This window comes from Streptomyces sp. NPDC056738 (assembly GCF_042790435.1).
Taxonomy (GTDB): Bacteria; Actinomycetota; Actinomycetes; order Streptomycetales; family Streptomycetaceae; genus Streptomyces.
Window position 1 is genome coordinate 220,504 of record NZ_JBHTZF010000014.1, and the last position, 13,183, is coordinate 233,686.

Genomic DNA, 13,183 nt, shown 5'->3' on the forward strand with positions numbered 1-13,183 from the left:
GTTGCCTCAGCCCCGTGCCTAGCGGATGTTCGGGTCGAAGGTGAAGATCACCAGCGTGCCCAGCAGGATCGTGAACACCGTGGCGGTGTACAGCAGGCCCTTCAGCCACAGGCGCGTGTTCGTGCGCTCCGCGTAGTCGTTGATGACGGTACGCAGGCCGTTGGAGCCGTGCAGCATGGCCAGCCACAGCATCGCGAGGTCCCAGGCCTGCCACCACGGGCTGGCCCAGCGGCCGGCCACGAAGGCGAAGCCGATCTTGGAGACGCCGCCGTCGAGGACGAGCTGGATCAGCAGGTGACCGAGGACCAGGACGACCAGGACGATGCCGGACAGGCGCATGAAGAGCCAGCCGTACATCTCGAAGTTGCCGCGGGTCGACTTCGGGGTCTTGTTGGTGCGCTTGCGCGGGGCCTCGATGAAGGGGGCCGGGTTGTCGACGCTGTAGGCCGAGTGGTCTCCGGCGCCCTCCACGGGGCCGATGCCGGAAGCGGCGGTGTCAGTAGTGGACATCTGCGTCAGCTCCCGAATACTTCGCGGAATGCGTGACCGAGGACGGGGTAAAGGGCCCCGAACATCAGCACGACCCAGATACCGACGACGGTCCAGAGCATCTGCTTCTGGTAGCGCGGGCCCTTGGACCAGAAGTCGACGGCGATGACACGCAGGCCGTTGAGCGCGTGGAAGAGAATGGCGGCCACGAGGCCGTACTCCAGCAGCGCGACGATCGGCGTCTTGTACGTGGCCACGACCTTGTCGTAGGCCTCGGGGGAGACACGGACGAGAGCGGTGTCCAGCACGTGTACGAACAGGAAGAAGAAGATGAGGACGCCGGTGACTCGATGAGCCACCCAGGACCACATTCCTTCCCGGCCGCGGTACAGCGTTCCAGCCGGCACGGAAGAACCCTCCGGGAGCGGGGATTGGGGCCGCGCCGGCTTCTCTGTCGGTCGGGCCCGGCCGGGTACGGTCCACCGGCCCCGGCCATCGTAGCGACGTGTTGTCGGAACGCTTACAGCGGCCCTATCAATGTGATCAAACTGGCAATCAATCAGGCACGTTCGGGCTATTCCGGGCGCGGCGTGTCGGCGGGTCGTGCCTCGTGGGCGAACTGACGGACGAGTCGGGTCAGCCGCCCGCGGGCCAGTCTGCGCAGCTCGTCCGCGGTGACGATCCGCTCCTCCTCCGGGTCGTTCGCCAGGCGTGACCGGATGCCGGCGAGGACCTGGTCGAGGGCCTCGCCGGGGGTGAATTCGTCCAGACTGATGACGAACACATGTCCGAATCTGCTCTCGTACGCGGCGTGCGCGGCGCTCAGTGCGGTGTGGGCGGCGGAGTACGCGCCGTCCGGGAGCGGCGTGAGCGACTCGCCGGCCAGGGCTTCGGCCAGGTCGGCGGGGGTCAGGTCGTACGCCGCCTCGTCGGCCGCGGCCAGCAGCGCGCCGAGATCCGGGTAGGGGCGGTGGTCGGCCAGACGGTGGACCCAGCGCAGGCTGCGGCAGCAGGTGAGCAGGGCGCGGGTGACCTCTCCGGTGGGTGCGGAGTTGAACCTGTCGAGGCGGACCGGGGACGGTTCCGTCCTCTGCTCGGGGAGGGCGACCTGGCCGGGGAGGCGTGGGAGACGGTGAGACGTCAGCGTGGATCCTCGGCGTGGGGGTGGGACGCGCGACGTCCGGTGAGCATGACGTGCGTGCGATACGTGTGTTTCGGCAGGGGCGGAAGTGAAAGTTGTGCCGCTCACGCTATCGAGGTGTGTCAGGACCTGTCCGACGGATGCCCGGATTTCACCCGCACGGGAGAGTTTCGGAGCATGCGGTGGACGGATCGGGTGACGGTCGGGGCAGAGTTCGCGGTGGGAGTGGGGAACCGGTCCGCCGGAGTGCTCCGAAGAGGTGATCGCCTCGGCGAGGGAGTACACCTGTAGGACAGGACCGGCCCGGCGACGGCACGGTGAAGCGGGCGCCGCCTGGTCGGCGCCCTGAGGTGAGCGCCGCGCGGCGGGCGCGGTGGGACGAGGGTGGCGGAGTGAGCAGTGGCAGGCGGCGCGCGCCGCGTCGGCGGCGGTCGGGGCAGAACGGGCGGGGCAAACTCGTCGCGGCCGGTCTGGCGGTCGCCGGTGTCGTGGTGGTGGCCGTGGCGGTCTGGCCCGACGGGGGCGGCGGGCCGGCCGGGGCGCGGGTGCCGTCCGCGGACCGGTCGGGGACCGTGTCCGTCCCCAGCCCCTCGCCGACCCGGAGTTATCCCCTCTCCAAGGCGCCGCGCACCATCCCCGCCGTGCGCGAGCACACCGCGGCCCACGGTCCCGGCTGGCGCCCGGCCCGCGGAGCCCGGGTCGTCGTCGACGGCGACGGCCTCGCCGACGAGGGCAAGCTGCTCGCCGGCGAACTCGGACTGACGTACGCGGGGCGGGGGGCCGCCAAGGCCGGCGACGTCGAACTGGGCCTCGACAAGGGCAAGGCGGGCCCGGAGTCGTACACCCTGACCGTCGCGAACGGCCGGGTCACGGTCACCGGGCCCGCCGAGGCCGGCGTCTTCTACGGCACGCGCACGCTCAAGCAGGAGGTGCGCGGCGGCGGTACGGCGCCGGAGGGCGTCGTGCGCGACCGGCCCGCGAAGCCGGTGCGCGGGTTCATGCTCGACATCGCGCGCAAGCACTTCACGGCGGCCTGGATCGAGGACCGGGTGCGTGAGCTGGGGGATCTGAAGTACAACCAGCTCGGTCTGCACTTCTCCGACGACCAGGGCTTCCGCATCGAGTCCGACAGCCACCCCGAGATCGTGTCGGCCCAGCACCTGACGAAGGACGAGGTCCGCCGGATCGTCGCCCTCGCGGCGAGCCGGCACATCACCGTCGTGCCCGAGATCGACTCGCCGGGTCACCTCGGCGCGGTCATCGCGGCCCACCCCGATCTCCAGCTCCGCAATGTGTCGGGCGTCCCCGTCCGCGGCGCCGTGGACATCTCCAAGCCCGCCTCGGCGAAGATCGTCGACGATCTGCTGAACGAGTACGCGGGTCTGTTCCCCGGCACCGACTGGCATCTGGGCGGCGACGAGTACCAGGCCCTGACGGTGGCCGACCCCGCGGCGTCCTTCCCGCAACTCGTCACCGCGGCGAGGAGCAGGTTCGGGGCGGGGGCGGGCGTCGCCGACCTCACGACCGGCTGGCTGAACGACCGCGCCAAGGTGGTCCACGGGCACGGCCGGACGGCCCGGGCCTGGAACGACGGCTTCTTCCGCAGCAGCACCGTCCCGGCCGACGGCAGCCTTCGGGTGGCGTACTGGACCGGCAAGGAGATCGGGGCCCGGCAGCCGGTGGAGTACCTGAGCGCCGGTCGCAAGGTCGTCAACTACAACGACGAGTACCTGTACTACGTCCTCGGCGAGCCCCAGACCTTCGTCTACCCGACCGGGGAGCGCATCTACGAGCAGTGGACCCCGCTCGTCCTGCGCGGAACCACGCCGGTGTCCGCGAAGTACGACTCCCAGATCCTCGGCGGGTCCTTCGCCGTCTGGTGCGACCTCTCGAACTCCCAGACCCAGGACCAGGTCGCGGCGGGCATCCGCATGCCGCTGCGCGCCCTGTCCCAAAAACTCTGGGACCCCCGCACCCCGTCCCTCTCCTGGACCCAGTTCAAGTCCCTGGCGGGCCAGTTGGGCTGAGGCGGCATCGGTCCCCGATACGGGCTGGACGCCGTGACCTGCGGAACCGTATCTTCCGGCCCTGTCCGTACGCCGGGCGTGACCCTGGGGAGGGGCCGCCCGGCTTTCCGCGCCGCCACGCGGTGCCGTACCTCCGGGGGTCGCATGACCATGCCGTCAACGCCGCAGCGCCGGGCCCGGGCGACGACCTCGCGGAACCCCGCGGCGCCGCCGCGCTCCTTCGCGCCGTACGGGTTCGGCCGGTTGCGCTCGCCTGTCGCCCTCGGCCGAGCGGCGGCCGGGGTGCTCGGTCTGACGATCGCCGTGGACCTCTACGCGATCTGGGCGGACCTCACGATGCGCACCGTCGTCGGGGCGGCCGCCGACGGCGCGTCCGGCTATGAGGTCTGGCATCGGATCGAAGTGGCGGAGCCGTTCTACGTGGCCGCCGGCCACGCGCACAGGGCGGCGTTGATCACGGCCGTGGTCGTCTACCTGAACTGGTTCCTGCGGGTGCGCGACAATTCCGTCGTCTTCAGTCCCTTCGGGCAGAGCAAGTCCCGCGCCTGGGCGCGCTGGGGCTGGTTCGTCCCGGTGGTCAACCTGTGGCTCCCCCGCCGGATCATGCAGGACGTCTGGGACGCGAGCCGCCCGGAGGGTGCCCGGAGCGGATACGGGCTCCTCAATGCCTGGTGGGCCCTCTCGGTCATCGACGCGTCGGCCGGGCAGGCGGCCTCCACCCCGAGCCTCGAGTCCAATACGTTCGCGGAGGTCCGGGACGGCGCCGGCCGGCTGGCCCTCACCCACGCTCTCGACAGCGTGGCCGCCGTCCTCGCCATCGTCGTGGTCCTCAAGCTGACCCGGATGCAGGACCGGAAGGCCCAGGCGGGTCCGGGAGTGTTCGGCGGCTGACGGGCGCGGAGTGCGTGCCGGTCCCGGAGTGCGTCTTTGGCCGAAAACCTGTTCATTCGGCTCCCCGAACGGCAGGGTGGGCTCGCACTGTGACACTCCGGGTCCGTTGCACGCAGTAAGGGGAAGTGCGGGCTCCGTAAGGCAAGGGCGCCCTGTCGAGGCATTTCGAGGGAGTCGTGATGAGTCTGGTGGAACTGATCGCTCGGGCCGACGAGAGAGGTCTGGCGGCGAGTGGTCTGGCTTGTTTGGATCGGTGTGTACCGCTCCTCGGCGGTGACGACGACGTCCTGCGGCCCCTGTGGGCCAGCCTGGCGGAGGCGGACACCTGGGCCGAATGGGGAACGCGCCTGGAAGAGGCGCGCGCCAAGATGGACGCGGAGGACCCCGAGCCGGCCGTGACCGACGAGGATCACGCCGCCCTGCTCGCCCGGAGCATGCTGGACGCCGTCCCCGCGAAGCCCTCCGAGGAGGAACTCCGCGCCTGGTCGGACGCCTGCTCGGTGGCGGCTCTGCAGGTCCACCGGTTCCTCGACCACGCCGACGACGCGGAGGCGTGCGTGACGGCACGCCGCGAGGGGCGCACGGAGGGCATGTCCCCGCTCGTCGCCGCCGAACTGCGCCGCCAGGTGTCCGTCCTGGAACTGCTCGCCGAGCACGGCAAGGGCGGCCTGCGCCTCGCGCTGGACGCGTCGACGGAGGGGCGACGCGTCCTGCGAGCGGTGGTCTCCCGCAGAGCACGGGGACGGGCCTAGTCCCGGGAGTGCGAGCCCGCGAGGGTGCGCCGGAGGGGACACGGCTCCGGCGCACCCGAAACCTTGATCGCGAGGGGTTCCTGTGAGGGTCCTGGGGCGGACATGGCGGTCCTGGGCCGGTGTCGCGAACCCCGGCCCGGAGCGGTGACGAATCCGGCCGCCGTCGCGCTCTACCGAATGTGAACGCAACTCAAGCAACTCGGCCCTCGGCTGCGACGAAGCCCGTTCGCTGGGCGGCCGACACGGTCGCGGCCATGCGGGAGGGCGCCAGGCTGCGCCTCGACTACTCGGCACAGAGCCTGTGGCGCGTCGACCGCGTGATCGAGGAGATACGCAGGGACGGGGCCCCGTACGCCGCCGTCGAGAGCGTGCTGCGCGGATTCGGCGCGTACGCGGGCGAGGTGGTCGCCCGTCACACCGGCGCCGAGTGGTGGGAGACCGGCGGCGAGCACTGGCTCCGTACCCCCGACGGGCGGCTGTGGGACCCGATCGAGGAGGCCCGCCGCTGCTACGCGGGCGACGGCTCCCTGCGCCTGCTGTGCCGTGAGGCCGCCCGCTGAGGTCCGCGCGGGGTCCCGCCGGCCGGACGGCGGGGGACTCCGGCGTCCGCGACCGGGGCCGCCCCGCCTGGACGGAGTGCCCGGCAGTGTGCCCGGACAGAGTGTCTGACGCACTGTGACACTTCCGTGGGGCCCGACGCTGATGACCATGAGGGTGTCGGCGCGGACGGCCGCGCCGGCAGGCACATTCGGGCGAACTCGGTGCGAACGAGGACAGTGTTGGGCCAGGGAGGGGAACCCCGCCGCGCGCAGCCGTACGACGCGGAACTGGGCGTGGCCGTGGCGCGGGCGCAGGAGGGCGACGAGCTCGCCTTCGCGGCCGCGTACCGGATCGTGCAGCCCGGACTGCTGGGCTATCTGCGCGGCATCGTCGGCGACGACGCCGAGGACGTGGCGTCCGACGCCTGGCTGGAGATAGCCCGGGACCTGGGGCGGTTCCGGGGGGACGGCGCCGGGTTCCGCGGCTGGACCGCGACCATCGCCCGGCACCGCGCGCTGGACCATCTGCGGAGGCTTCGGGTGAGGCCCCGGGGCACCGCCATCGAGCAGGACGCGCTGGACCTGCCCGGCGGACACAGCACACAGGACGAGGCACTGGAGAGCCTGTCCACCGAGTACGCCCTGGAGCTGGTCGCCGGCCTGCCGCGCGACCAGGCCGAGGCCGTGCTCCTGCGGGTGGTCGTCGGCCTCGACGGACCGGCCGCGGCCCGTGTGCTCGGCAAGCGGCCGGGCGCGGTGCGGACCTCCGCCCACCGGGGCCTGAAGCGGCTCGCGCGCCAGCTCGGTGTCGCGGGTGTGACGGATGAGGAGCCCCGGACGCTGGGGGAGTCGGGATGAGTAGGACGTCCGGAACGGCCGGCGGAGCGCCGTCGTCCGGAGCCGGGTCGTCGTACGGCGGAAGGAACTCGACCGGTGTACGGATGGTGCACGGCGGACGGCCGTCACGCGGAGGACGGCTGCCCCGCCTGGACGGGCCGCCGTCCGGGGCCGGGACGGCCCGGGGCGGGGTGTCGCCCCGCGGGCGCGGGACGTCGCGTGGAACCGGCGCGTTGTACGGCGCGGAGCGCGCGGCGCGGTCCCGGTACGGCGAGGAGTTGCAGGGCGGAGCGGCAGACGGAGATGGAACCGGACGTGGAACCGCACAGGGAACCGGGTGCGCGACCCGGCATGGGTGAACGGCGGGCCGGCGACGGCGCGGCCTCCGGCCGCGGCTCCGCTCCCGCGGCGGACCCCGTGGGCGTGGGGACCCCGCTGGAGGCGCTTCTCGCCGCGGCGATGCGCGGCCGCGGTGGCGACAGGGCGGGTGACAGGGCGGCGGAGACGCGGGCCGTGGCCGCCTTCCGGGTCGCGCGGGACAGCGGCGCGCACTCCGCGCGCGCCCGGCGGAGGGACGACTGGCGTCCCAAGGAGCGGCAGGGGCCGCGCCGTTCGCTGCGGGCCGTGTTCGCCGTCCTGCTGGCCGGTCTGACCCTGGGTGGCGTCGCCGTCGCGGCCATCGGACCGGTCACGCACGAGGACGCCGGGCACCGGGGCGCAGCCGCGGCCCGTCCGTCCGGCAGCGTCCCGCCCTGGTTCCCCGAGACCGCCGCGCCGGTCGGTCCCGGTGTTTCCGACACCTTGCCTCCGAGCGGTCTCGTGAGCCGCCCGCCGCGCGCCCAGGACACCGAGGCCCACTGCCGTGCGTACGCGTCGGTGAAGGGCCGGGGCGACGCGATGGACTCGCGGGCCTGGCAGCGGCTCGTCACGGCCGCCGGCGGCGAGGACAAGGTGGAGGCGTTCTGCGCGGGCCAACTGGCCGCGCCCACCGGGACGAAGGGTGCGAAGTCCGCGAAGGGGACGGACGGCGCGGGAGGCACGGGCAAGTCCGGGAAGACGGACGGGACACCGGCTCAGAAGCCCCCGACCGCGACACCGAAGCCGGCCAAACCGAAGAATGAGTCCTAAGCCCGTCGAGGTCCTCGACGGACGAACGTCACCGCGATGCCCGCCGCGACGTCGCCGAACGGCCGGACGGTGGTGCGGTCGGGCGGGTGTGTGCCGCGAGGGCGGCGGAGGTCTTCGGCGTGATGCCGTGACGGTGTGCGGCGGGTGTCTCGCGGCGCGGGGCGCCGGTTTCGGCCGACAGTGGGGCGGCCTCTGCACGGCCGTGGGCGGAGCAGGGCGCCCGGCCCGGCCATCGGTGGTCACCTGACGCCGCGACAGGGATGCTTCCCCGTCCGGCAGTCGGCCGGTGTCCTCGCCGATGGCAACGGCCGGGGCCGCCACCCCCCACAGGAGAGGCCCCGACCGTCGCGCGGCACGGGCCGCGCGGCGACCCGTACTCTCTACAGCGCCGGGACTGCGTTTTGTGTCACACCTCGCACGGTCACCGCGTAGTTGCACGTTGTACGAACATGGACGGGGAGCTGTTTCAGGCCGTAACGTGCCTTTCGCGCCGGTGCGGAAAGAGGACGACCGCAACCACGAGGAACCCGGGACCACGACTGCGCGGATCCGGAGACCTGGACCACGTGGGGCCTGGGGCCGGAACCGCGTGGGGCGGCAGACCACGACCACGCGGACCCGAGACCACAACCGTCCATCGAGGAACGCACGACGGCGAGAAACCCGGTCCGCGAGAGCGGAGCCGGTCGAGGCGCAAAGAGGGGCGCGGGGGTGCTGGGGGACGACGCGGAGCTGACCGCCGCGGTACTGGCCGCACAGGACGGGGACGAGGCCGCGTTCCGGACTGTGTACCGAGCCGTGCACCCACGCCTGCTCGGATACGTCCGGACGCTGGTCGGTGAGCCGGACGCCGAGGACGTCACGTCCGAGGCCTGGCTCCAGATCGCCCGTGACCTGGAACGCTTCAGCGGCGACGCGGACCGCTTCCGCGGCTGGGCGGCGAGGATCGCCCGCAACCGCGCCCTGGACCACATACGGATGCGCGGGCGCCGTCCCGCGATAGGCGGCGACGAGACCGAGCTGACCGGCAAGGCCGCAGAGTCCGACACCGCGACCGAGGCCATGGAGGCGCTGTCCACCGGCAGCACCCTCTCGCTCATCGCCCAGCTCCCGCAGGACCAGGCCGAGGCCGTCGTGCTGCGCGTCGTGGTCGGTCTCGACGCCAAGACGGCCGCCGAGACCCTCGGCAAGCGCCCCGGCGCCGTCCGGACGGCCGCGCACCGGGGTCTGAAACGGCTCGCGGAACTGCTCGGCACCGATCCGGAATCCGTCGGCGCGCTCGACGCCGTACCCCCGCAACGAGGTTCCCGTACCCGTGCGGTGACGTCCGCCGGTGTGACGCATACGCGTTCGCGGGCGCAGAAGGACATGTGATGGCCGACGAGCAGTACAGGTGGCTGGACCGGGACGCCGCGGAGCGGCTGCTGAACGGGGAGCCGCTCGAAGTCGTCGACCCCGGCACACGTGACCGGGTGGACCGCCTCACCGCGGCCCTCGGCGCACTGACCGCGCAACCCGAGCCGACCGGCGACGAACTCCCGGGTGAGGCAGCCGCGTTGGCCGCGTTCCGCAAGGCACGCGAGAGCGGGGAGGGCTTCGCCACGCAGCCCGGCCGGCACGGTCGGGCGCGGTCCGGAGCGCACGCCGCGGACGCCGGTCTCGTACGGATCGGACGCCCGGCCGCGCACGGACGCCGGACGCGCTGGGGGCGGCCCACCCGCTTCGGGCTCGCCGCGGTGCTGGCGGTCGGCATGGTCGGCGGCGTCGCCGTCGCGGCCGGAACCGGAGTCCTGCCGACCCCGTTCACCCGCGAACACCCGGGCCCGGCCGCGACGGCCACGGCCGCCCGGACCCCGGACCGTCCGCTCGTCTCGGCCTCGCCCACCCCCTCGCCCGGGGTCTCCGGCGGCAACGGCTCCGTGGTGCCGGTGCCTGACGGGCCGTCGGGAGATCCCTCCGCGGACACGTCCACGTCCGCGGGCGGCGCCGACCTGCCGAGCGGTCCGCCGAGTGCCGACACCGGCGGCAGCGCCGACCGCACCCGCGAGTGGTGGGTGAAGACACGTTCGTACTGCCGTGACCTCCTGGACGGCAAGGACCTCGACGGGGACCGCAGGCGCGTGCTGGAGCACGTCGCGGGCGGCGGTGCCCGGGTGCGGCTGTACTGCTCGGGCGTCCTCGGCCGCGGGCTGGGCGCCGGTGACGGTTCGGGCGACACCGGCGGTCAGGGCACGGACCAGGGCTCCGGCCAGGGCGACCAGGGGGATCAGGGCGAATCGGGCGGCGGTGACGGCGACGGCCACCACCTAGGTCCGGGCGGCAACGACCACCGGGACAACGGTGTCGGCACCCCGTCCGCGCTGCGTCCGCGCCTGACCTCGCTCCTGCCGGTCGCGCCGACGTGGTCCCCGCCGTCGGGCGCGACGCCCGGGACGATGCCGGGCCGGTCGGCCGGCACGCTCCTGTGACGCCCCACGACACCTCTCTGACCAGCACTTTCGCGGGTCGTTGAAATTTTTATCGCCTGGGTGTGACGTTTTCGGCCGCCGCGACGCAGTACGTGATGAGCCGACTGGTCATCGGCCGTAGCACGGAGCCGGGGTTCCCCCCGTACTCACGGCTTCGTGCAACTGGCGCGGGTGGGACACGTTCCCCCGGTCCCGCCCGCGCCCCACTCCCTCTCGCCCCGCCCTTCGCGCGCGGGCACGTCACCAGTAGACGACGACCTTGTCGCCCGTGCGGACCTGCGCGAACAGCGCCGCCACCTTGCTCTCGTCCCGGACGTTCACGCAGCCGTGCGAGGCGCCGTAGTAGCCGCGCGCCGCGAAGTCCGAGGAATAGTGCACCGCTTGGCCGCCGCTGAAGAACATCGCGTACGGCATCGACGTGTGGTAGATCGTCGACACGTGGTGGCGCGACTTGAAGTACACGGTGAACACCCCTTCGCGGGTGGGCGTGTACTGCGAGCCGAACCGGACGTCCATCTCCGAGACCGTCCTGCCGTCGATCATCCAGCGCAGGGTGCGGGTCGTCTTGCTGACGCACAGCACGCGGCCCTTCATGCAGCGGGGGTCGGGCTTCGCGGCCGGCTGCCCGCCGTAGGGGTACAGCTCCCAGGCGGCCGGTTCGTGCGTCATCCTCCGCAGCCGCTGCCAGGTCACGGTGTCCAGTTCACCGGTGCGCGGAAGCCCGCGCTTGCCCTGGAACCCCTTCACGGCCGCGACCGTCCGGGCGTCGTACGTCCCCGTCGGCGGGGTGATCAGCCAGGCGACCTGGTGCAGCCGGGCCTGCGCCCTGCGGATGGCGTCGCCCTTGTCGCCCCGGGACCACAGGACCTCGGCGGGCGGCTCGTCGTCCTTGCCCGTGGCCGCCGCGCCGGATGTGCCGTCCTTCCCCTTCGACGGGGAGGCGGGCTTGCCGTCGTCCTTCTTCGCCGCACCGGGGGCCGGGGCGAGCGAACCGTCGATCCGGACCGGCCCCTTCTTCCCCTGCGCGTCCACGGCGTGCGCCGTGCAGCCGCTCACCACGGCCAGCACGGCGAGCGCGGCCAGCGATCTCTTCAAGCCAGTCGTACGCATCCGGACCCCTGTTCCACCCGTCCTGTCGTGCACATCAGGCCCCCGTCCCGCCGTCATGTCACCTGAGATGCTCCCCGCGGGTGACCGGTTGCGAACGGGGCGGCATGGTGGAAGAGAACCATGGAACGAGCCGCCGCACGGCGGAACGGAGTCCCTGTCGTCAGGCCGCTTCACGGGAGGCACAGCAATGACGCGCGAATCCGAGTCCGGACTGCCCATCGAACCGGTCTACGGCCCCGAGGCCCTGGCCGGCTGGGACCCGGCCGAGAAACTCGGCGCGCCCGGCGCGTACCCCTTCACCCGCGGCGTGTACCCCTCGATGTACACGGGCCGCCCGTGGACCATGCGCCAGTACGCCGGGTTCGGCACGGCCGTGGAGTCCAACGCCCGCTACCGCCGGCTCATCGCCCACGGCACGACGGGCCTGTCCGTCGCCTTCGACCTGCCCACCCAGATGGGCCACGACTCCGACGCCCCGCTCGCCCACGGCGAGGTCGGCAAGGTCGGAGTGGCCGTCGACTCGGTCGACGACATGCGCGTCCTGTTCGACGGGATCCCGCTCGACCAGGTCTCCACCTCGATGACGATCAACGCGCCCGCCGCGCTGCTGCTGCTGATGTACCAGCTCGTCGGCGAGGAACAGGGCGTCCCCGCCGACCGGTTGACGGGCACCGTCCAGAACGACGTCCTCAAGGAGTACATCGCCCGCGGCACGTACATCTTCCCGCCCAAGCCGTCGCTGCGGCTGATCGCGGACATCTTCAAGTACTGCGGGGCCGAGATCCCGAAGTGGAACACGATCTCGATCTCCGGCTACCACATGGCCGAGGCGGGCGCCTCACCCGCGCAGGAGATCGCGTTCACGCTCGCCGACGGCATCGAGTACGTGCGCACCGCCGTCGCCGCCGGCATGGACGTCGACGACTTCGCCCCGCGCCTCTCCTTCTTCTTCGTCGCCCGGACGACGATCCTGGAGGAGGTCGCCAAGTTCCGTGCGGCCAGGCGCATCTGGGCCCGCGTGATGCGTGAGGAGTTCGGCGCGAAGAACCCCAAGTCGCTGATGCTGCGCTTCCACACCCAGACCGCGGGCGTCCAGCTCACCGCGCAGCAGCCCGAGGTGAACCTCGTCCGGGTCGCCGTCCAGGGCCTCGCCGCGGTCCTCGGCGGCACCCAGTCGCTGCACACCAACTCCTTCGACGAGGCCATCGCGCTGCCCACCGACAAGTCCGCGCGGCTCGCCCTGCGCACCCAGCAGGTCCTCGCCTACGAGACGGACGTGACGGCGACCGTCGACCCGTTCGCCGGCTCGTACGTCGTCGAGAGCATGACCGACGACGTCGAGGCCGCGGCCGTCGCCCTCATGACCCGGGTCGAGGACCTCGGCGGCGCCGTCGGAGCCATCGAGCACGGTTTCCAGAAGGGCGAGATCGAACGCTCCGCCTACCGGATCGCCCAGGAGACCGACTCCGGCGAGCGCGTGGTGGTCGGCGTCAACCGCTTCCGGATCGACACGGAGGAGCCGTACGAGCCGCTGCGCGTCGACCCGGCCATCGAGGCCCGGCAGGCCGAACGCCTCGCGCGGCTCCGCGCCGAGCGCGACCAGGGAGCCGTCGACGCCGCCCTCGCCGCCCTGAAGAAGGCCGCCGAGGGCACCGACAACGTCCTGTACCCGATGAAGGAGGCCCTGCGCGCCCGGGCGACCGTCGGCGAGGTCTGCGACGCGCTGCGCGGGATCTGGGGGACCTACGTGCCCTCGGACACCTTCTGACCTGTGTGATTTGAGCTGATGACGGGCGGGGGC

Annotated in this window: 13 protein-coding genes; 9 read left to right on the forward strand and 4 right to left on the reverse strand. The window is 72.6% G+C overall.

Annotated elements, in window-relative coordinates; translation table 11 throughout:
- Positions 1-18: 18 nt before the first annotated feature.
- The 3 genes from ACFRIC_RS32575 to ACFRIC_RS32585 all read right to left on the reverse strand — a co-directional run bounded on the left by ACFRIC_RS32575 (position 19) and on the right by ACFRIC_RS32585 (position 1,633).
- Positions 19-510 (reverse strand): succinate dehydrogenase hydrophobic membrane anchor subunit, encoded by a 492-nt coding sequence (locus tag ACFRIC_RS32575; protein WP_382793277.1) that lies wholly within the window; start codon positions 508-510, stop codon positions 19-21.
- Positions 511-515: 5 nt separating this feature from the next.
- Entirely contained in the window at positions 516-896 is a 381-nt protein-coding gene (gene sdhC, locus ACFRIC_RS32580; RefSeq protein WP_382793280.1) for a succinate dehydrogenase, cytochrome b556 subunit, read from the reverse strand.
- A 167-nt stretch (positions 897-1,063) separates the two neighbouring features.
- Positions 1,064-1,633, reverse strand: coding sequence for a 2-oxo-4-hydroxy-4-carboxy-5-ureidoimidazoline decarboxylase (locus ACFRIC_RS32585; RefSeq protein ID WP_382793527.1), 570 nt, complete (start codon positions 1,631-1,633; stop codon positions 1,064-1,066).
- 389 nt (positions 1,634-2,022) lie between these two features.
- On the opposite strand from ACFRIC_RS32585, the gene ACFRIC_RS32590 reads away from it, so the two are divergent.
- The 8 genes from ACFRIC_RS32590 (at position 2,023) to ACFRIC_RS32625 (ending at position 10,272) form a co-directional block, all read left to right on the forward strand.
- Positions 2,023-3,657 carry a glycoside hydrolase family 20 protein gene (locus ACFRIC_RS32590; protein ID WP_382793283.1) on the forward strand — a complete coding sequence of 545 codons (1,635 nt, stop codon included), beginning with the start codon at positions 2,023-2,025 and terminating at the stop codon, positions 3,655-3,657.
- Positions 3,658-3,801: 144 nt separating this feature from the next.
- Complete coding sequence (locus tag ACFRIC_RS32595) at positions 3,802-4,548, forward strand: DUF4328 domain-containing protein (RefSeq protein ID WP_382793286.1); 747 nt, start codon at positions 3,802-3,804, stop codon at positions 4,546-4,548.
- A gap of 179 nt (positions 4,549-4,727) precedes the next feature.
- Positions 4,728-5,300, forward strand: coding sequence for a hypothetical protein (locus ACFRIC_RS32600; protein WP_382793289.1), 573 nt, complete (start codon positions 4,728-4,730; stop codon positions 5,298-5,300).
- Between the two features lie 179 nt (positions 5,301-5,479).
- Positions 5,480-5,860, forward strand: coding sequence for a hypothetical protein (locus tag ACFRIC_RS32605; RefSeq protein WP_382793292.1), 381 nt, complete (start codon positions 5,480-5,482; stop codon positions 5,858-5,860).
- 219 nt (positions 5,861-6,079) lie between these two features.
- Positions 6,080-6,697 carry an RNA polymerase sigma factor gene (locus ACFRIC_RS32610; RefSeq protein WP_382793295.1) on the forward strand — a complete coding sequence of 206 codons (618 nt, stop codon included), beginning with the start codon at positions 6,080-6,082 and terminating at the stop codon, positions 6,695-6,697.
- A gap of 330 nt (positions 6,698-7,027) precedes the next feature.
- Positions 7,028-7,804 carry a hypothetical protein gene (locus ACFRIC_RS32615; RefSeq protein ID WP_382793298.1) on the forward strand — a complete coding sequence of 259 codons (777 nt, stop codon included), beginning with the start codon at positions 7,028-7,030 and terminating at the stop codon, positions 7,802-7,804.
- Positions 7,805-8,515: 711 nt separating this feature from the next.
- Entirely contained in the window at positions 8,516-9,178 is a 663-nt protein-coding gene (locus ACFRIC_RS32620; RefSeq protein WP_382793301.1) for an RNA polymerase sigma factor, read from the forward strand.
- Positions 9,178-10,272, forward strand: coding sequence for a hypothetical protein (locus ACFRIC_RS32625; protein WP_382793304.1), 1,095 nt, complete (start codon positions 9,178-9,180; stop codon positions 10,270-10,272). Before ACFRIC_RS32620 ends, ACFRIC_RS32625 begins: the two co-directional genes overlap by 1 nt.
- Before the next feature lie 240 nt (positions 10,273-10,512).
- Here ACFRIC_RS32625 and ACFRIC_RS32630 read toward each other — a convergent pair whose 3' ends face one another.
- The gene (locus ACFRIC_RS32630; protein ID WP_382793307.1) at positions 10,513-11,382 is read right to left on the reverse strand and encodes a L,D-transpeptidase family protein; all 870 of its coding nucleotides are present in this window, start codon (positions 11,380-11,382) and stop codon (positions 10,513-10,515) included.
- Positions 11,383-11,569: 187 nt separating this feature from the next.
- Between ACFRIC_RS32630 and ACFRIC_RS32635 the strand changes: the two genes are divergently transcribed.
- A complete protein-coding gene (locus ACFRIC_RS32635; RefSeq protein WP_382793310.1) occupies positions 11,570-13,150 on the forward strand; it encodes a methylmalonyl-CoA mutase in 1,581 nt (526 codons plus the stop codon).
- The last annotated feature ends 33 nt before the right edge of the window (positions 13,151-13,183 follow it).